Genomic DNA, 20,100 nt, shown 5'->3' on the forward strand with positions numbered 1-20,100 from the left:
TGCTGGCACAAACGTCTGCTTGCGCCACAACTATACTTATTTTTGGATGGCTGCAAGAATTTCCTCTCCCATCGGTTTTACCTTGGATGGGTAAAAAGCCACAACCTCACCGTTTTCGTTTACAAGATATTTGCAGAAGTTCCAGTTCGGCTCTTCGTGGTTTGGTGCGTTATCAGTCAGCCAAGTATATAGTGGGTGTTTGTCTTCTCCTGCCACCGATATTTTATCAAACATCTGGAAGGACACGCCATAGTTTTTCTGACAGAAGCTGGCAATCTCTTCGTTGCTGCCCGGCTCCTGGCCGCCAAAGTTATTGGCCGGAAAACCAAGTATAACCACTTTATCGCCATGCTGCTCATTCAGCTTCTGCAGGTCTTCATACTGCGGCGTAAAACCGCATTCCGATGCCGTATTTACCAGCAAAACCTTTTTGCCTTTATACTGCGAAAAATCTACTTCTTTACCTTCCAGCGTTTCCATTTTAAAAGTATAAAAGCTGCTGGTGCTGGTAGTATTAGGTGCTGTTTCTGTTGCCATAGTTTCTTCTGTTGATTTAGTTGCTTGGTTAGGCTCTTTGCAGGCAGTAAATGCCATTGCAATAGCCACAGTTAAAAAAGCAATGCTCTTGTTCATTAGAGTTTAGTTATACTTATGCAGAAACAGCAGGTTATACTTTTTGTTTTCAGGAATTACATTCTCTCAGGCACAGCTATTCCTAGCAGCCCCATGCTCTTGCGCACCATGCGTGCTACCATAGCCGACAAGGCAATACGGAAGCTGCGGGCCTGCTCGTCTGTCTCGTTGAAGATGGAGATTTCCTGATAGAACCGATTGTATGCTTTAGCCAGTTCGTAGGCGTAATTGGCAATTACAGAGGGTGCATACAAATTACCAGCCTCCTTCACTACAGCCGGGAAGTTTACCAGTTGCGTTATAACTTCCTGCTCAGTTTCGTGTAGCTTATCTATACTTCCAAAAGATGCCGCATCTACCTTTATTCCCATTTCACCGGCTTTGCGAAGTATAGCGGAGATACGTGCATGCGTGTACTGCACAAATGGGCCTGTGTTGCCACGGAAATCAATCGACTCCTGTGGGTTGAACAACATACGCTTTTTCGGATCGACTTTCAGCAGGAAGTACTTTAAGGCGCCTAAAGCCAAGGTATGATACAACTCCTGCGCCTGCTCTGGGGTAAAGCCTTCTATCTTACCCAACTCCTCGGTTTGCTGGCGCGCTGTGTCTATCATTTCCTGCACCAGCTCGTCAGCATCCACCACGGTACCTTCCCTGGATTTCATTTTACCGGAAGGTAAATCCACCATGCCATAGGACAAATGGTAAATACCTTCAGCGTAAGTTTTACCTAATTTCTTCAGCGTGGCCTTCAGTACCTGGAAGTGATAATTCTGCTCATCTGCCACCACATACACCGATTGGTCATATGGGAAGTCGTTATACTTGAGTTCTGCCGTTCCCAGGTCCTGGGTAATGTATACCGAAGTGCCGTCAGCTCTTAAAAGCAGCTTCTCATCAAGGCCCTCTTCCGCCAGGTCCACCCACACAGCGCCATTCTCTTTTTTAAAGAACACCTCTTTCTGAAGGCCTTCCTCTACACGCTCTTTGCCTAAAGTATACGTTTCGGATTCGTAGTAATACTTATCAAAGTCAACGCCTATGTTGCGGTAAGTCTGGTCGAAGCCGGCGTATACCCAGCTGTTCATAGTTTTCCAGAGGTTTACCACCTGCTCGTCGCCTTGCTCCCACTTAAGCAGCATTTCCTGGGCTTCCAGCATGAGGGGTGCTTTTTTCTTGGCCTCCTCTTTGTCCATGCCTTGTGCTGCAAGTTCGTCTACCTGCTCTTTGTAGGCTTTATCAAAAAGCACATAGTATTTACCTACCAGGTGGTCGCCTTTAAGGCCGCTGCTCTCTGGTGTTTCGCCGTTGCCCATTTTCTCATACGCCAGCATTGACTTACAGATATGGATGCCACGGTCGTTTACTAGGTTCACCTTCATCACCTGGTGGCCGTTTGCTTTTAGTATCTCGGCTACAGCATAGCCCAGGAAGTTATTGCGCAGGTGGCCCAGGTGCAACGGTTTGTTTGTGTTCGGAGATGAGTATTCCACCATTACATTGCGGCCGCTTGCCTCTGCCTGTCCAAAGTCGGAGTTCTGCATCAGGTCGCGGAACAACGCCAGCCATTCTGCATCTTCCACCTCCAGGTTCAGAAACCCTTTTACCACGTTAAAATCCCTGATTTCTTTTGTATGCTCTTTCAGGTACTCACCCAAAGCCTGGCCAATTTGCTCGGGGCCTTTGCCAGCCTGCTTGGTGTACGGGAAAGTTACAAACGTGAAAGAGCCGGCAAACTCCTTGCGGGTTGGTTGCAGAGCAATTTGTGAGGCATCAACAGAAACATTGAATAAAGCTTGCAGCGCCTGGCTTATGCTTTGGCTAATGGCGTGTTGTAATTGCATTAATGTATAGCTGTACTTTTAGATTCTCGGAATAAGATAGCCTCTGTGGCTGTCTCTAATATGTCGAAGGCATTTTCAGCCATCGTGTTTTCAGTATCAAGTGTCGGGTTAATTTCCGTCATTTCGTAGCACACCACACGTGGGTCCTGCAGCAGGTGGTAATTAAGCTCTTTGGCTTCCTGCACGGTTAAACCCACCTCTACCGGCGTGCCTGTTCCTTTCGAGAACTTTGAGTCCAGGCTATCCACATCAAACGATACGTAAATAATATCACAGTCTTTTAAACGGCGCAACGTTTCGCTTGCCACAAGCTCTGCCCCCTTTTGCAGGAACTCGGCATAAGTATAGTTTTTAATGCCATTCTTCTGGATAAAGAAATCTTCAGGCTCCTCGGTATCGCGCACTACAATGTATACCAGGTGCTCCGGTTTCAGTTTAGGCCCATCATAACCTAATTTCTTAAGCGAGTTCCAGAAAAAGACCGTTTCCGGTGCAGGGTCGTTTATCTGGCGGTCCAGGTTGTCGACGTTCAGGGCCATGGCCAGCGGCATGCCGTGCACATTGCCAGAGGGCGAAGTATAAGGCGAGTGAATATCAGCATGCGCATCGATCCAGATAACGCCTAGTGTTTTTTCAGGGTAAGCTGCTTTGATACCTGCAATGGTACCGTGGGCGTTTGAGTGATCACCGGAAAGCACAAGCGGAAACATGCCCATATCAATGGTTTGCTCTACTGCCTTAGCTATGTTTTTTTGTACCGTCAGGATGCTGTCGATGCGGTGCGCGTTCGGGAAAACATCCTTATCGAATAATGTATAATTAAGATCTGGTACACTTACTGTGTTAAAACGATTAAAATAATCAGAGCCTTTGTCCCAACAAGCCACACGCAGGGCATCTACCCCCATGCTGGCTCCACGCGTCCCTGCACCTAGCTCCGACTTTACTTCTATCAGTTTAATTTTTTTCATGTGTTAGTTGTTAGGTTTTATCCGCCCACATGCAATCGCTCAACTTATAAATTATCGCCCTTTAAAAGGTGTGATTAAAATAAATATGTGAACGTTTCACATAATCTGAACAAAGTTTTTGCAAAGATGGTAAAATACAATCAATATTGCATGTTTTCTTAACCCAGCACTATAGAATGGATAAATATACCGACCTGATTCACCAAACTTTCGACTTCCCGACAGACGAATTCCAGGTAGAAAATAACGAGCTTATGTTCAACGGCATTCCGCTGATGGACATTATCAAGCAATACGGCACTCCCTTAAAATTAACATACTTACCAAAGATAAGTTCGCAGATTCAGCGGGCAAAGCGCCTGTTTAACGAGGCTATCGAAACGCTTGACTACAAGGGCACTTATACGTATTGCTACTGCACCAAGGCATCGCACTTTTCTTTTGTGCTGGAGGAGGCGCTAAAAAACAACATCCACATCGAAACATCGTCGGGCTACGACATGCAGATTGTGCGTGCGCTGTACAAAAAAGGCAAAATAGACAAGAACACTTACATTATATGCAACGGCTTTAAGCGTGAGCGCTACCGCCATTGGATCTCAGAGCTTATAAACGACGGCTTTGTGAACTGCATGCCCATACTTGACCACCTGGGCGAGATTGAATACTACAAGGAGCACGTTAAAAACAAAACCAAAGTAGGCATTCGTTTGGCATCTGACGAAGAACCAAAGTTTGAGTTTTATACTTCGCGCCTGGGCGTTCGTTACAACGATGTGATTGACCTGTATGAGCAGCAGATTAAACCAGACGACAGGTTTGAGCTGAAGATGCTGCATTACTTTATCAACACCGGTATAAAAGATACATCATACTATTGGTCTGAGCTTAGCCGTTTTGTACATAAGTATGCCGAAGTTAAGAAAGTATGCCCGGAGCTAGACACTATTGATATTGGCGGCGGCTTCCCGATCAAAACCTCCATACAGGCAGACTACGATTACAAGTACATGACACAGGAGATCCTGCGTACAATTAAGCGTATCTGTAACGAAGAAGGCGTGCCGGAGCCAAATATCTTTACCGAGTTCGGTATTTTTACGGTTGGCGAAAGTGCTGCCAACATTTACTCTATTCTGGACGAGAAGCTACAGAACGACAAGGAGTTATGGTACATGATTGATGGCTCGTTTATCACGAACCTGCCGGATGCCTGGGCACTAAACCAGCGTTGGCCGCTACTTGCCATAAACCATTGGGACAAGGAATACCGTAAAATACAGCTCGGCGGCATGACCTGCGACAGCCAGGACTACTATAACTCGGAGATGCACTCGTTCCAGGTGTTCCTGCCGAAGATACCTAAGAAAGAGCCATTATACATTGGTTTCTTCCATACGGGGGCTTACCAGGAACAATTAAGTGGTTATGGCGGTATAAAGCATTGTTTGATTCCGTCGCCGCAGCATATACTTGTGGACCGTGATGAAGACGGCAACCTGAAAACATGGCAGTTTGCCCCAGAGCAAACAAGCGATGCAATGCTGAAAATTTTAGGATACGAAGTATAACTTGCAGTATAACATCTTATCTCTGAACTTTTAGCGAAGAAGTTTTGCTTTTAACTGAAATAAACTATTTTTGATTCTTAATTCCCAAATTGATTTAATATGAAAAGAGTATTAGCAGTAGGATCTCTATGTTTAGCGCTTGGTATGGCCTCTTGCAAAACGTATTGCCCGGCCTACAACTACGCAAAAGTTGAAAAAGCGACAAAGACCACAGTAACTGCTAAAGTTGCTACTGACACCCGAGCAAACGGCTAATAAAAGTCTACTGCTTTAAAATATAAAAACCGGCTCTTGGGCCGGTTTTTTGTTTTTTGTCTGATGTGGACAATACAGTCGTATTTTTTAAAAGTTGCTCAGTATACTTCTCTTATTACTTCTTGCAATGCTAATATGGCCGTGTAAATTGGATATTAGTTGATTAACGCCTACTTGAAATATTATTAGATTAGTTGCCCCCTCAGGAATATACTCGGTGTAAGAGATTTTGTGCCATTTTAATCCTCTGCACCATGATTCAATTTGGTTGTCATTAAAATTCACAAACAAATTGTGAGCAAACTTATTTCTTATTTTCCGTACAAGATTTAAATCTTCTTTTACTGTCTTTTCAATTAAGCCAAGGCAGTAAGCCATTTGAATCTTGTTGCTAAAGTTTCCTAATGCTTGATTGAAGTCAAATAGCTTATCAACCTCTGCTTCATTTTCGGGAAAGAAGGAGTAAAGTATATGTTCAAGCGTCATTTCTAAAAAAGTCCCACCCAAAATTGCAACCGAACGCTCGTTAGTATCAGTTTCATTAAAAAGTTGAGAAAACTCAGATAAAGCTTTATTATAATCAAAATATCTATTAACTGCTTTTCCTGTCAATATTGAATTTTTGAATTCCATATTCAGCTTCTATTTATTTTATTACTTGCATATAGCCCGAAGCGTAGCAAGGGTTAAGGGTGAACTTTGTTGGCATAAGAGCTTCTTCTATTCTTCTATTAACTTGTTTAGCCGTGGCTGTAACACCCAACATCCAATAATAGAGAACCATATCAGGAAAAGCTCTCCTACATAGTCTCCGAACTTTGTGACCCGTCCTAACTCAACTGTTTTCATTGTCTTTGCAGCAAAGCGTAAACCCATAAAGATGAAAACCATTGACAAAAGGTGGAGAACAACTAATATAGTGCCTGTTACTACCATGCTTGTGTTATCTCCTGAACCACTTGTTAAGAATGCCATGTATATTATGATTCCCAAAATGTATAGTATCGGAATGGAGAAGTAGACTTTAAATCTTCCAGCGTTTAGCCTTACATCTGATGGTAGCTTCTGATTCAATTCTGTTGCTATAGCCCATACCCACCCTAAGGTTCCAAGGGTAAAGAATATCATCATAATAGGAAACACCTGAAACATTAATTCAGGACGAGAGAAGGTGAAGACGTTTACCAGCATTGGAAGTCCCCATGTCAAGAGAAACAATTGCCAATGCTTTAGTTTTAGAAGAAACTTCATTTGTTCTGTTTTATAACTTATACTTTTATGCCAACTACCACCTAAACGAAAACATACACTTATCTGCACTATGTGCGAAGGTATGTGCTCTATCTATTAGACGCTTTCTAAGATAACATAAGTATAACCAAGATTTTCCACATGTGAAAGGCGAAATCAAGAGTATGGCTACTTCTCAAGTATAACCTGCGCCGCCTCCCTCAAATCCTTTACCTGTAAAATATAAGTTCCTGCCTCATACTTATCCCCCACCAGTATAGACTTAACGCCTACTTTATCGGCTGCCTCAATGTCACGTAACGAGTCGCCAACCATCCAACTTTGGGCAGGGTCTATGTTATACTTTGCCATAGCGCGCTCCAGCATCAGGCTATCCGGCTTGCGCGAAAGCGACTCTGAGAAATTTGGGTGGCCCGGGGCATAATAAATAGCATCTATCAAAGAGCCGCAGCTTTCCTGCAGCTTGTGGTGGCAAGCCAATACGTCTTCTTTACGGTACAATTTTTTAGCGATGCCGCCCTGGTTTGTAACCACAATAAGCAAGTATCCGTTCTGCTTTAGCAGGCGCAGCGCCTCAGGCACGCCAGGCAGCACTTCAAATTCGTCCAATTTATAAGTATACTCTCCGCGCTCCCTGTTTAGTACACCATCGCGGTCCAGGAAAACGCATTTCTGCTGCTGCATGCTTTAGTTTTGTAGTTGATGTGCTAAAATTAGAATTTCTTCGTTTCAAAAACATTAAAATTAATTGAATATAGGCAACAGATGCCCTCTATAACATGTCTATTATAGTATAGCCAGGGCCATGAGGGAAGAATGATTGTAGGGAGACACACATATGAGAGTTGCTATTATTGGAGCAGGAATTTCGGGTTTAGCGCTGGCGTATTACCTCCAGAAGCTGGGTGTAGCCTACGACCTGTTTGAAGCGAGTTCGCAGGTGGGCGGCACGATGCGGACTTTAAAAACTAGTGGCTATCTTCTGGAGCTTGGCCCTAACTCACTTCAAACGTCTCCAGAGCTGAGAGAACTTACCCGGGAGCTTAAACTTGAAAGAGAAATATTGCCTGCAGCCCCACTAGACCACCAGCGTTACGTGCTCCGTGATGGCGATTATCATCAATTACCTACTTCGCCATTTTCGCTGCTGTCCAACAACTTCTTTTCCTGGAAAACCAAGTACCGCATACTACAGGAAAAAGATGTGCCTCCTGCTGATATTGATTACGAAACCGTTTCGCAGTTTTTTGAGCGGCGCTTTGGCAAAGGCGTGGTAGATTACGCTGTAAACCCGATGGTGAACGGCATGTACGCCGGCGACCCAAACCAGCTGCTCATGCACAAGGCTATGCCACAGCTTAAAGCCTTGGAAAAGAAGTATGGCTCAGTACTGCGCGGTCTAGTGCATCACAGAGATTCCTACTCCAGGCAGGAGGTTTTCAGTTTTGCAGAAGGCATGAGCACCTTGCCTAACGCTATCGCTGAAAAGCTTGTGTCGTTGCACACAGAACACCGGGTAGAGATGATTACACGTGCCCAGGGCAAGTATGTGATCTCCTGCGCCTCCTCCGGCGATTACGATACCGAAGAGTATAGCATGCTGGTGCTGGCCCTGCCGGCCTATCAGGCTGCAGAGTTGCTACACTTCACATTTCCGGGTATGGCTGCTGCCCTTCAAAACATCAACTACCCCCCTATGGCCATGGTATACTCTGTGTACAACCGCCACGATGTAGGCCACTCCATGAAAGGCTTTGGCGCCCTGCACCCTAAAATAGAAGATACTTTTGCCGCCGGCTCTATTTGGACTAGCTCTGTGTTTGATGGCCGATGCCGCCCGCATGAGGTAATGTTCACCACTTTTGTAGGGGGCAGCCAATATGCAGATAATGCCCTGGTAGAACGGCCGCAAATGATGCGCCGGGTACACGAGGAGCTTCGCAGGCTGTATAACATCACCACAGATAAGCCCATCTTTCAGTACGCGCACCTGTGGGAGCACTCTATACCGCAATACGACTTATACATTGAAGACGCTCACGACATTGCTAAAACGCTGGAGCAGGAAGGCTTATTTATATCCGCTAACTGGCAGGCTGGCGTTTCGGTGCCAAGCTGCATAAAGCATGCTAAAGAGCTCGCCCACAAAATTAATTTAAAAAGGCCGGTATTCGTGAATAGCTGATTGCCTATATTTGTGTCATGAAAGACGCGCTGGTCATCATCCCTACCTATAACGAGCGGGAGAATATAGAGGCAATGGTTAGGAAGGTTATGTTGTTGAGCCATCCCTTTGATCTGTTGATCATAGACGACGGTTCTCCGGACGGAACAGCTGACATTGTGCGCAGCTTACAACTAGAATACCCCGAAAGGCTGCACCTGGAAACCCGCCAGGGCAAACTAGGCCTTGGCACCGCTTACATTCATGGTTTTAAGTATGCGCTGCGCCACGATTATGAGTACATCTTCGAGATGGACTGCGATTTCTCCCACAACCCCGAAGATCTGCTGCGCCTGTACAAGGCCTGCGCCGTAGAAGGCTATGACGTTGCCATTGGCAGCCGCTACGTGCAAGGCGTAAATGTGGTAAACTGGCCTATGAGCCGTGTGCTGATGTCATACTTTGCCAGCTCTTACGTAAGGCTGATAACGGGCATGCCCATACACGATACCACCGCCGGCTTTAAGTGCTACCGCAGCAAAGTGTTAAAAACCATACAGCTAAACAAAATCCGCTTTGTAGGCTATGCTTTCCAGATAGAGATGAAGTTCCTGGCGTACAAGTATGGCTTTAAGATAAAAGAAGTGCCAATTATCTTTACTGACCGCACAAAGGGGGAGTCTAAAATGTCGAGTGGAATTTTCAAGGAAGCCGTGCTAGGTGTGCTGAAGATGAAGGTCAACAGCATTTTCCGTCACTTCGACAGGTACGAAGTATAGATCTGCCCGCTGCTAATCTTGCCAGCTACTCTTACAAGTAAAAGCAAATACCACACGTATTAAAAGTGGCCAAAAAGGCGCTTAACAAACGATACTGCAACATCTTAAACCTGCATGTTTACATTTGTCCCTATGTTAGGTAACTTAAGTATAGCCATAGCTAAAAAGACTTTTACTCCATAGGTGCCTTCTGGTTAGACAGACAGCAAAATCAATAAGACACACAGGCATACAACAAGAGAGCTTTTAAAGTAAATTTGTATGTTTGGGTAATATCATACCTAAGCTTACTAATGCTTAAGCGCTGCTTGCGCACCCATATTATGAACGACATCATTTTCTGGATCATATTTAATGTTTTCGTGCTGCTGCTACTGGGGCTCGACTTGTTTGTGTTTCATAAAAAAGAGCATGTCGTCAAAATAAAAGAGGCACTTTTAACCAGTTTGTTCTGGATTGTGCTAGCCCTTGGCTTTAACGTTCTCATTTACTTCTGGAAGGGGCAGGAACCGGCACTCGAGTTTTTCACCGGATACCTGATAGAGAAGTCGCTTAGCGTGGATAACCTGTTTGTCTTCATCCTGATATTCAATTACTTTAAAGTACCACCGAAGTATCAGCACAACCTCCTGTTCTGGGGCGTGTTAGGGGCTTTAGTTTTGCGGGCGATATTTATACTTGTGGGCGTGGCTCTAATTGCCAAATTCCACTTCATCATCTACATTCTTGGTGCATTTTTGGTATACACGGGCATTAAAATGGCCTTCACAAAAGACCAGGATATAGACCCTGAAAATAACCCGCTTGTAAACTGGGTGAGCAAGCACATGCGGGTAACTAAAACAGCTGTAGGAGGCAAGTTCTTTGTAAAGCAGAATGGTAAACTGTTTGCCACTCCCCTGTTCCTTGTGCTGATCATGATCGAGAGCACCGATGTGGTGTTTGCTGCAGACTCTATACCAGCCATACTTGCCATCTCCAAAGATCCGTTTATCGTTTATACTTCCAATGTGTTTGCTTTGCTGGGCCTGCGCGCTTTGTACTTTGCGCTGGCAGGTATTATGCAGCTGTTCCATTACCTGCACTATGGCCTCTCGCTGATACTGGCATTTATTGGGGTTAAGCTGTTGATAAGCGACATTTACCATTTGGATATGCGCATCGCCCTGTTAGTGGTTGGCGGTATACTTACCGTTTCAGTTATTGCCTCTTTGATGTTCCCGAAGCCGAAAGATGAACTGCCAGAGCTGCCGTTGGAAGAAAAAGAAGAAAAAGAAGCAAACGAGAAAACAAAATAATAGATCTAAAATTTGCTTTTCTCTATTTTTATACTTTTACTTGCATCACAAAAAAGAAATTATGTACCAGTCATATTGCATTATGTTTACCAATTCTCTAAAGGTTCCTCTGGCGGGGCTCCTGTGGTAGCATATTGTGCATTCTGATACGTACACGACTATACCAAAGGGGCCCCGCAGCAGCGGGGCCCCTTTTTTGTTTTACAAAGTCTCTAAACCAGAGCAACATTTAAATTTTTACAATGCCATGAGAGCAAGTACAACTACCATCAATGTAACACCAGAAAGCAGCTTTCGCCAGGCGAACGGCCAGCTTGTGTTGATTGCTGGGCCATGCAGCGCCGAGTCTGAAGAACAAATGCTAAAAACAGCACAGCTGTTAAAAAACGTAAATGGCATTTCAGTCTTTAAAGCAGGCATCTGGAAATCCAGGACAAGGCCCAACAATTTTGAAGGAGTTGGCACGATTGGCCTGGAATGGCTGCAGCAGGTAAAAGATGAAACCGGGCTAAGAACGGCCTGCGATGTATCGAACGCGCAACAGGCATTAGAGGCATTACAGCACCAAGTGGACATACTTTGCATTAGCGGCCGCGCTACTGTAAACCCATTTGCCATGCAGGAACTGGCCGCTGCACTTAAAGGCACTAACGTAGCTGTATTGGTAAACAACCCTGTTTACCCTGACCTGCGCTTGTGGCTAGGTGCTTTAGAAAGATTAAGCCAGGCCGGCCTTACCGATTTGGGCGCTATACACAGAGGCTTTGCTACTGATGAGCAGAACCCTTACCGCAACCACCCCAAGTGGGAGCACATGCTGGAGCTAAGGCACTTGCTGCCAGAGCTGCCTGTACTTTGCGACGCCAGCCACATTGCAGGCAAGCGCAGCCTGCTCTATCCTGTAAGCCAGCGCGCCGTAGAGTTGGGTGTAGACGGCATGCTTTTCGAATCGCATATAAGCCCGGCCACAGCGCTAAGCAGCCCACAGCAGCAGTTAATGCCCCAAGAGCTGGAACTGCTGGTAAATGCCGTGGTTACAAAGGTTAAACTAACCGAAACGACTGAAATGGTTGACGAGCTGGATGAACTAAGCAAGCAAATTGGTTCTTTGGATAAAGAGCTGATGGAACTGTTGCTTCGCCGCACCGCTGTGACTAAAAAGCTGAGCAGCCAGGGCGGGTTAAGCAGCCCTGCTGTGCTCGATACTGGCCTGGTGCAAACTGTTGTAAAGGTACTGCAACAACATGCAAGTGCTGGTTCTCAGCAAAGTAATTTAGGCCAGTCTGCAGTAGCTTAATTTATATTCTAAAATTGGTATCCAAACAAAACTTGTTTGCCCAGAACTGAACCTACAGGCTAACATAGATAGAAAAGAAGATGCACAACGACAACACATTTTAGCTTAGCCACTATTTTAGCGCCTAGCCGTGACTGCAGAGTTCAGGATGTTATTGCCTTGACTACACACTAAACTTTACCTTCACAAGCCCCGTAAATGCGGGGCTTGTGATTTTATATAGTACAGTAATAAGCTTAGTTTTTGAGGGTGGAGAAGTATTATCCTGAAAGAGATCCATATAGGCTAATTTTTTACGCCATACATCAGCGTTAGCTAGGCATACAACACAAGCTACTGAAGGTTCTTAACGATATAAAGACTTATCTTAGCAGTAAATAAAATAAAGCTTTTAGAGCTATCAGCAATTATTTTTTGTGCCCGAGCACCTTTTGTAAATTTATGCTGTTTAGCAGACAGAATTAAAAACATCAACTATCTTTTTATGAAGACCCCAATTTCTCGTTTCCGCCTGGTTGGCTTTTATGAAGGCCTTTCATACTTATTGTTGCTAGGTATAGCCATGCCTGTAAAGTATATCTTTGGTATACCAGAACTTGTAAAGTATGTAGGTTGGGCACATGGTGTGCTTTTTATAGCCTATATGTTTGCCCTACTGCAGGTAACGTTAGAGCATAAATGGTCTGTTGGTAAAGTTGCAGCAGCTTTTGTGGCCTCTCTCCTGCCATTCGGCCCATTCATACTGGATAAGAAATTGCTTCAGAACGAAGAAGCCCCGAAAGAAACAAAGCAGAAACAGACGGCTTAGTCTCTTTTAAAGTATAGAAATCAAAAATCCCCGCTATCAGCTTTAGATGGCGGGGATTTTTAATATGCCTTAATAGCGGCAGGAAGTATAAATCACGATCAACCTATACTTACCGCATCCTGCTGTGCCTTGCGGGCCATCCGCTGCGAAATTATACTTGCCGCCAAAAGTTGCAGCGCGTGGTAGATCATGATCGGGAGAAGTATAATACCCACCATGTTTGCATCCGGAAAAAGCACTTTAGACATAACCGTGCCATGCACCAGCGATTTCTTGGAGCCGCAGAATATAGCTGTAATCCTGTCTTCGCGGTTAAAGCCTAAAAGTTTGCTAAGTACATGTATCAGGCCGTAAACCAGGAAAAACAGCGCCACCATGGTAGCAGCAAGTATAAACAGGCTGCTTATACTATAGCCACTAAACATATCGCGCGCAAACGACTCGCAAAATGATGTGAAAACGATAAGCAGGATGATAATCTGGTCGAAGACGCGGAGCTTGCTTTTGTTATTCTCTGCAAAATTGCCCCAATAGCGATGCAGCGCAATACCCAGTATAACCGGCAACAGCACCTGCAGCACCAGCTTGCCCATAATCCCCCAGATATCAAAGCCCTCGGCGCTGGCCTGCAGGAAAAGGCCCATCCAGAGTGGTGTGATAAAAATGCCGATCAGGCTGGAGATGCTCGCATTGAAGATGGCCGCCGGAATATTGCCCCCTGCTATGGAGACCATCACTACAGATGAGGAAACCGTAGACGGAAGTGCCGCCAGGTAAAACGTACCCAACCATAACAACTCGTTTTGGCTACCCTCAAACAAAGTATGGAACGGCAGCACCAGCAGCGGGAAAAGTATAAACGTGCTTAATTGCACCACTACATGTAACCGCCAGCTGCTCAAGCCGGTTCTTAGTTTTTCAGGGCTTAGGCGCAGGCCGTAGAAAAAGAATATCAACGATACGCCATACGTAGCAACATCGCCCAGCGACACAGGCTCCCGGTCTATACCCAACTGCGGCCACAGGTATGCCAGCACAATCATGCCTATCAGCGCCAGCAAAAACCAATCTAAACCAATGCGGGATGCCTTTGCTCCTGCCCTTGGTATAAGTCCAGGTATTTTTGGGGATTCCTGCTTTGGTTGCTGCGGTTTATTTCTCACAGTTTAAGAATGAAGTATAAAAAGCAATGGCCCCGAAGCATGGGTTCGGGGCCAGCTAGTGCTGAATGCTGTAGGTTAGAAGTCGAGCAGGTCGATTGTTTCCAGCTCAAATTGTGTTGTATCTTCTGCCACCGTGTCCGGAGCCGTAACGATCAGATCGCGGGCGCGGCCGTAAAGGGTTACGTTCGGATAGAGGTTTTGGTACTCTTCTTCAGTAATCAATCCTCTGCGGCGCATAATCCCCCCTATTAGCCTGTAATAATAGCCTTTGTGACTGCGCAAGTTTCCGTGGCTGTCAAAAGAGGACCTGTAGCGTTTAGGGCTTGGGATAATACTTGTCAGGAAAATGGCTTCTGCTAGATTCAGCTCTGATGGTTGTTTACCGAAGTAGAACCTGGAGGCATCTTTGGCACCGTATACATTAGGCCCCCACTCAATAATATTCAGGTATACTTCGAACATGCGGTTTTTTGATACCAGGTTCTGGTTCTCTATCAGCCAAACAATAATAGCTTCTTCTACTTTACGGGCTACCGTTTTCTTACGCGACAGGAACACGTTCTTCACAAGCTGCATCGAGATGGTGCTGCCCCCACGCGCAAACTCGCCTTCTTCCAGGTTTTTGATGATTGCCTGCCGGAACGCCTCTTCATGGAAACCTTTGTGGCTATAGAAGCCAGCATCCTCGGCTGTAAGTATGGCGTTGCGCAGGTACTTCGATATTTCGTTTATCGGGCTGTAAAAAGCGTTGGCCGGGCCCACCGTAAATGTACGTACTGGTTTGCCATACTCATATACCGTGTGCACAAACGAGCCGTTTATCTTCTGGATATTGGTATTACCCCAACTTAAGATTTTAAAGTCCTCAGAGGCATCCAGGTCAGAGTTGAAAACTACCTGCTTTAAACTGTCCATGTTCACGTGGAACTTCATTTTATACTTCAGCTCGCCCTGTGCCTTTATACCATCCAGGTTTTCGAACAAGCCGGCCGGCAAGGACCCAAAGAAGTCGTTGGCAGGCACCGATTCCGTTTTAACCTGCAGGTCGTATATTTTGGAGGGTTTATTTTGATATGCAGCATAAATGTTTGCCTTAGCGCGGTTTACCCGCACTTCGGTGGCGCTATCCACCTCAAACAGGTTCTCCCCCAACGATACCACATAATCCACGGCACTTTCCTTTACCAAAATATCCTCATCGTTAAGCTTTTCGTGGTTCAGCACTAAATTATTAACCATGGCACGGCCACGCACCGTCAGTTTCTCGTTGCGGTATCTTTTATCTGTGAGGCTCAGGTGCAGCGTATCAAAAGCTACCTCGCCGTCAAATTTCTTTTTCACATAAGGCAAGCGTATACCTTTTTTATCAAAGGCATACAAACTTGCTTTGATGTTGTAATCACCAGGATCTATGGTACCGCGCACCCGCATGTTGTTCTCTACAGAATCTGCCAGAATAGACACCTGCGACTCCACGTTGCCATCGTTGATGCGCAAGTATGGCATGGCTACAGTTATTATCCTGTTCGTAGACTGATAAGAGGCATTCAGGTTTCTGAAATCTACTTGATCGGGTACGTTATCAAACGCTGTCTCTATTACCCTGTTTAGCAGCGCACCGTAATTGCGGCCTTTAGTGGTATCCACAGGCTGTGTAGATTCCGCTTTTTTAAACAAAAAGCCAAAGTTGGTTTCTTCGCCGTTTTTGCGGGCAGTTAGGTAGCCGTTGCTTACTTGCAGACGCTTAAACACAACCCGGCCCTTAAAAATAGAACGGAAGCTAACGGTGGCATGTACACTATCGGTGGTAAAAAGTGTGTCGAGGTTATGCGGTACAAAAGAGATGTCGTTAAGTACAACCGAATTCCATGTAACAAACTCGGCATTGCCAATATTCAGGTCGGCGGGGTACTTGTTTTCTACTTTGGTGATAACACGTTCTATGGTATACTGCAAAACCCTGCTTCGGAAGGAAAACAGCAGCACAACAACTACCAATACAAAGGCAAGTAGGCTGCCACCCCAAATGAGTATTTTATTTTTCAATCGTCGGTCCAAAATATTCAGGTGCGAATTAACTAATAAGATTTGTATCTAAAACCATGTACTGGCAATTATAATACACACAGTAAACACCTATACGTAACTATATATTGCACTTGTTATTTTATCTCAGCACACGGCCCGTTGTACGGCAAAACTGCACCACAGGCTGCATATGCTCAAGCATTGTGCCAACTAAGACTGCATAAGCCATTGCTGCTCCCTCTAAACAAACAGGCTATCAATAACTTATACTTTTAAATACGCATTTTGGCAAGTATCATTTAAAACAGCAGCCACAAAACTACTCTTTTGTATTTATTGGCTTACTTTGGCAAACCTGTTTATCTTTGCTTGCTAACCTTCGCTACTATGATTTTAACAACACTTACTGCCATTTCGCCGGTAGACGGCCGCTATCGCCGCACCACATCAGAGCTTGCTGCTTATTTTTCGGAGTTTGGCCTGATCCGATACCGGGTGCTTGTAGAAGTAGAGTACTTTATAGCTCTTTGCGAACTGCCTCTGCCGCAGCTGCAAAGCGTAGACAAAGGCCTTTACCCAGCACTACGCGCCATATACAACAACTTTACAGAAGCCGACGCGCTGGAGATAAAAGAGACGGAGAAAATCACAAACCATGATGTGAAGGCAGTTGAGTACTTTATAAAAAATAAGTTTGATGCCCTTAACCTGGAGGCTTATAAAGAGTTTATTCACTTCGGCCTTACTTCCCAGGATATAAACAACACCGCCATTCCGCTTTCTATGCGCGAAGCTGATGAGCGTTTGTTACAGCCTGCTTACCAGCAACTGCACCAGCGCCTTAGCGAGTTAGCCCAGGACTGGCGCGAAGTGCCTATGCTGGCCCATACCCACGGACAACCTGCCTCGCCTACCCGCTTGGGCAAAGAGTTTATGGTTTTTGCTGAACGCCTGGAGGCACAACTGGATTTGCTGCGCCAGGTACCTTTCTCTGCCAAGTTCGGTGGCGCTACCGGTAATTTTAACGCACACCATATCGCCTACCCAAGTATAAACTGGCCTGAGTTTGGTAACGTGTTTGTGCAGCAGTCGCTTGGGCTAAAGCGCAGCCAGTACACTACCCAAATAGAGCATTACGACAACCTGGCTGCATACTTCGACGGTTTAAAGCGCCTGAACACGATCCTGCTTGATTTCTCCAGGGATATCTGGCAGTACATCTCTATGGGCTACTTTAAGCAAAAGATCAAAGCTGGTGAGGTGGGATCGTCGGCCATGCCGCACAAGGTTAACCCAATCGATTTCGAGAACGCAGAAGGTAACCTGGGCATTGCCAACGCCATACTTGAGCACTTATCGGCCAAGCTTCCGATTTCCCGCCTGCAACGCGACCTAACAGACTCTACAGTACTGCGAAATGTAGGTGTACCGCTGTCGCATATAATTATAGGGTTAAAATCATTGGAGCGTGGCATTGGCAAACTGGAATTAAACCATGCAGCCCTCAATAAGCACCTCGAAGAAAACTGGACTGTTGTGGCAGAGGGTATACAAACTGTGCTGCGCCGGGAGGGTTATCCACAACCATACGAGGCACTAAAGGCACTTACCCGTAAGAACGAGAAAATGACAGAGCAGTCAATTCATACCTTTATCGACACTTTGGATGTGAGTGAGGCTGTAAGGCAAGAGCTTAAGCAGATTACGCCTTTTAACTATACTGGCGTAGACCTACTGTAAAGCGTAAAGTATAAAAGAAAAGCCCCTGCAGCCTATACTGCAGGGGCTTTTCTTTTACACTATTTTTAGTACCTGCCGGGAAATTTCGGAAATGCGCACTTGCTTCAGCAACAATACAGCTTTAATCCACTTCCGAAGAAAACATGTGCTGAGTTACGGCCGCTGTAACCGCCATATAAAACAGCCTTATTTCTCTTTCAGCCCAGAAAAATCTACTAAACCTGTATCAAAATTCCTGTTTATCGTTCAATATCTATTGGTTAGGCATTCATTTTAAGTATAAAACCTGAAATAAACAGACGCCCATACATGATGGAAGATAGATATTTACCTTATGCCAGCCTGTTAATGCGCTTTGCCCTAGCCATCACACTTCTCTCGGCAATAGCGGACCGGTTAGGTATTTTGGGAGAGCCCGGGCAGCAAAACGTGCTGTGGGGAGAGTGGTCTGATTTTGTGGATTACATGCATACACTAGTGCCTTTTATAAGCAGGAGCATTGCAGATAAACTAGCTCTGGCCATAACCTTCATTGAATTTTGCCTTGCCTTCATGCTTCTGTTTGGCTTAAAAATAAGATGGGCAGCAATCGGCACAGGTATACTTCACGTTATTTTTGCCTTGGCTATACTTAACGCCTTTGGCCTTAAAGCTGTACTGGATCACGGCTTGTTTGTAAGTATAGCAGCAAGTTTCTTATTAGCCAGCATTCCCATTTACAAATGGACCCTGCACGGCATTAAAAAGAGAACGGTTTACAACCCTTACTGATCTGTGCTCAGCGGCTGCCGTACAAGGTCGTTCTCCAGAAAATACTCTAGTGTAAAGCGTGCATCCCTAAGCTGCGAGGTGTTGTCGGAGGTGCGTTCTTCTACTTCAAAATCACCTTCGTTAAAAGGCCTGTAAAAATGTTCGTTTGCTGAAGTATAGGGCAATTGCTCATACGTTTCGCCGGCTGCTGCAGCCAATTCTGCCATACTGTAGTCGCGGGGGCCCAGCAGTACTGCTACTGTTTTACCCGTAAAGCCAGGGCTTAGCAGATGGTAAGCAGCAACTCGAGCCACTTCGTAAGACGCGATGTAAGGCAGTTTTAGGTCTGGTGCATAAGGTGTGTGCAAACCCCAGTTCAGGTTCTCGTAAAAGTTGGCGCAGCGCAGGTGTAGTATTGGAACATGCGCCAGTTTATTTAGCTCCTGCTCAAAAGCCACAAGCCTGGTTGGCGCCCCTGCCTTTGCAATTATACTGTTGCTGATGTTTACGATGTGCTTTACCCGGCTTGCCTGTAGCAGCTTGCCTAAACGTGCTGCTGTAGCTGCAGGGTTTGCCAGGTGCTCATCGGGAACGGTTAAAAATAAGGTGGTAGTGTTTTCGAAAGCCTGTTGCAGAAACAAATCATCGGCAAAATCACCTGCTAGTATAGTGGCTTTATTTTCGAACTGCTGCAATCGTGCCCGGTTGCGGCCTGCAACAGCTACCGTAGCACCGGCAGCCAATAGCTCGTGGGCTATCTTGCCGCCAATGTTCCCTCCTGCACCCAACACAAGTATAAAATCATTTTTCATAGTTTTATTTTGTAGCTAATGCCAGCAAAGTAAACCAAAGTAATTTATACTTGCATCCGCCTTAGACATGTAGCAGCACCTCGCAGACAGAAAACAACTTGCACATCCTCAGATTCAGCTTGCTACCAGGGCAATCCGTTCAAGTCTATCCGTTGCGGCTTAAGTTTTGGCTGTCCTGCTGGCGCGAACAACATTACATTGGAGTCGTAAAGTTGCCTGCCTTCAGGTTGATCGTAGTATAACTCAGTAGCTACCTTGTACCATCCGAGGCGGCTGTAGAAGGGCAATAAGGCATCTGCGCACAGCAACAGGCCATACGCAGGGCAGAGTTCATTATAAAGGAAATCCTGGGTAAGCTGTAAGATATGTGAGGCGTAGCCTTTGCCTCTGTATTTTTCAGGCGTGATGACGTTGTTTATACCTGCCACGTTATATGGCTTACCATCCATGCTTACTTCCCGCAGTACTACATTGTAAAAAGTAGCTACCTCACCATTTTCAAGCTTTATAAAGCTCCAGTCGGGTTGCGCCCAGCTATGGTTCTGCACAAATGGCACATTTCCAAACACAGTAGTTACATGATGTTCAAGTGCTTCAGACTCAGCAGGGCTAAGGTCGATGTACTTTAGAATTTTGATCATAGTTTAGCTTTGAATTTGCTTGTGTGGTGAGCGGGTTGTAAAGCTAGTTTTGGCATGCGTGCAATACTACGTATTAATTAAAACTAAACTAC

18 protein-coding genes are annotated in these 20,100 nt (G+C 45.4%); 8 read left to right on the forward strand and 10 right to left on the reverse strand.

Annotated elements, in window-relative coordinates; all coding sequences use genetic code 11:
• Nucleotides 1-36: 36 nt before the first annotated feature.
• From Q1A23_RS06375 to rocF, 3 genes are read right to left on the reverse strand one after another with little or no spacing between them, the layout of a single operon-like run.
• Nucleotides 37-633, reverse strand: coding sequence for a glutathione peroxidase (locus tag Q1A23_RS06375; RefSeq protein WP_299821143.1), 597 nt, complete (start codon nt 631-633; stop codon nt 37-39).
• Nucleotides 634-689: 56 nt separating this feature from the next.
• On the reverse strand, nt 690-2,480 hold the full coding sequence (gene argS, locus Q1A23_RS06380) for an arginine--tRNA ligase (RefSeq protein WP_299821146.1): 1,791 nt from the start codon (nt 2,478-2,480) through the stop codon (nt 690-692).
• A complete protein-coding gene (gene rocF / locus Q1A23_RS06385) occupies nt 2,480-3,451 on the reverse strand; it encodes an arginase (RefSeq protein WP_299821149.1) in 972 nt (323 codons plus the stop codon). The genes argS and rocF overlap by 1 nt, the downstream gene beginning before the upstream one ends.
• Before the next feature lie 176 nt (nt 3,452-3,627).
• Between rocF and Q1A23_RS06390 the strand changes: the two genes are divergently transcribed.
• Nucleotides 3,628-5,022, forward strand: a complete 1,395-nt coding sequence (locus Q1A23_RS06390) for an arginine decarboxylase (protein WP_299821151.1) — start codon at nt 3,628-3,630, stop codon at nt 5,020-5,022.
• A gap of 342 nt (nt 5,023-5,364) precedes the next feature.
• Here Q1A23_RS06390 and Q1A23_RS06395 read toward each other — a convergent pair whose 3' ends face one another.
• The 3 genes from Q1A23_RS06395 to Q1A23_RS06405 all read right to left on the reverse strand — a co-directional run bounded on the left by Q1A23_RS06395 (nt 5,365) and on the right by Q1A23_RS06405 (nt 7,212).
• Nucleotides 5,365-5,910: a hypothetical protein gene (locus Q1A23_RS06395; RefSeq protein ID WP_299821154.1), complete on the reverse strand. Its 546-nt coding sequence runs from the start codon at nt 5,908-5,910 to the stop codon at nt 5,365-5,367.
• 87 nt (nt 5,911-5,997) lie between these two features.
• Entirely contained in the window at nt 5,998-6,528 is a 531-nt protein-coding gene (locus tag Q1A23_RS06400; RefSeq protein ID WP_299821155.1) for a hypothetical protein, read from the reverse strand.
• A gap of 168 nt (nt 6,529-6,696) precedes the next feature.
• Nucleotides 6,697-7,212, reverse strand: coding sequence for an HAD family hydrolase (locus Q1A23_RS06405; RefSeq protein ID WP_299821157.1), 516 nt, complete (start codon nt 7,210-7,212; stop codon nt 6,697-6,699).
• Between the two features lie 154 nt (nt 7,213-7,366).
• Between Q1A23_RS06405 and hemG the strand changes: the two genes are divergently transcribed.
• The 5 genes from hemG to Q1A23_RS06430 all read left to right on the forward strand — a co-directional run bounded on the left by hemG (nt 7,367) and on the right by Q1A23_RS06430 (nt 12,874).
• Nucleotides 7,367-8,713 (forward strand): protoporphyrinogen oxidase, encoded by a 1,347-nt coding sequence (gene hemG / locus Q1A23_RS06410; RefSeq protein WP_299821160.1) that lies wholly within the window; start codon nt 7,367-7,369, stop codon nt 8,711-8,713.
• Nucleotides 8,714-8,730: 17 nt separating this feature from the next.
• Nucleotides 8,731-9,471, forward strand: coding sequence for a polyprenol monophosphomannose synthase (locus Q1A23_RS06415; RefSeq protein WP_299821163.1), 741 nt, complete (start codon nt 8,731-8,733; stop codon nt 9,469-9,471).
• 323 nt (nt 9,472-9,794) lie between these two features.
• Nucleotides 9,795-10,769: a TerC family protein gene (locus Q1A23_RS06420; RefSeq protein ID WP_299821166.1), complete on the forward strand. Its 975-nt coding sequence runs from the start codon at nt 9,795-9,797 to the stop codon at nt 10,767-10,769.
• Nucleotides 10,770-11,016: 247 nt separating this feature from the next.
• Nucleotides 11,017-12,066: a 3-deoxy-7-phosphoheptulonate synthase gene (locus Q1A23_RS06425; protein ID WP_299821169.1), complete on the forward strand. Its 1,050-nt coding sequence runs from the start codon at nt 11,017-11,019 to the stop codon at nt 12,064-12,066.
• 484 nt (nt 12,067-12,550) lie between these two features.
• Nucleotides 12,551-12,874 carry a DUF3817 domain-containing protein gene (locus Q1A23_RS06430; RefSeq protein WP_299821172.1) on the forward strand — a complete coding sequence of 108 codons (324 nt, stop codon included), beginning with the start codon at nt 12,551-12,553 and terminating at the stop codon, nt 12,872-12,874.
• A 98-nt stretch (nt 12,875-12,972) separates the two neighbouring features.
• Here the strand turns inward: Q1A23_RS06430 and Q1A23_RS06435 are convergent, their stop codons facing one another.
• Entirely contained in the window at nt 12,973-13,983 is a 1,011-nt protein-coding gene (locus Q1A23_RS06435) for a bile acid:sodium symporter family protein (protein WP_299821221.1), read from the reverse strand.
• Between the two features lie 129 nt (nt 13,984-14,112).
• Nucleotides 14,113-16,083 (reverse strand): biosynthetic peptidoglycan transglycosylase, encoded by a 1,971-nt coding sequence (locus tag Q1A23_RS06440; protein WP_299821175.1) that lies wholly within the window; start codon nt 16,081-16,083, stop codon nt 14,113-14,115.
• Nucleotides 16,084-16,452: 369 nt separating this feature from the next.
• Between Q1A23_RS06440 and purB the strand changes: the two genes are divergently transcribed.
• Nucleotides 16,453-17,805, forward strand: coding sequence for an adenylosuccinate lyase (gene purB / locus Q1A23_RS06445; RefSeq protein WP_299821178.1), 1,353 nt, complete (start codon nt 16,453-16,455; stop codon nt 17,803-17,805).
• A gap of 309 nt (nt 17,806-18,114) precedes the next feature.
• A complete protein-coding gene (locus Q1A23_RS06450; RefSeq protein ID WP_299821181.1) occupies nt 18,115-18,576 on the forward strand; it encodes a DoxX family membrane protein in 462 nt (153 codons plus the stop codon).
• Here the strand turns inward: Q1A23_RS06450 and Q1A23_RS06455 are convergent.
• Entirely contained in the window at nt 18,570-19,367 is a 798-nt protein-coding gene (locus Q1A23_RS06455) for an NAD(P)H-binding protein (protein ID WP_299821184.1), read from the reverse strand. The genes Q1A23_RS06450 and Q1A23_RS06455 overlap by 7 nt on opposite strands.
• A gap of 122 nt (nt 19,368-19,489) precedes the next feature.
• Nucleotides 19,490-20,008: a GNAT family N-acetyltransferase gene (locus Q1A23_RS06460; RefSeq protein WP_299821187.1), complete on the reverse strand. Its 519-nt coding sequence runs from the start codon at nt 20,006-20,008 to the stop codon at nt 19,490-19,492.
• Between the last annotated feature and the right edge of the window lie 92 nt (nt 20,009-20,100).

The sequence above is a fragment of the uncultured Pontibacter sp. genome (genome assembly GCF_947492645.1).
Lineage (GTDB): Bacteria > Bacteroidota > Bacteroidia > Cytophagales > Hymenobacteraceae > Pontibacter.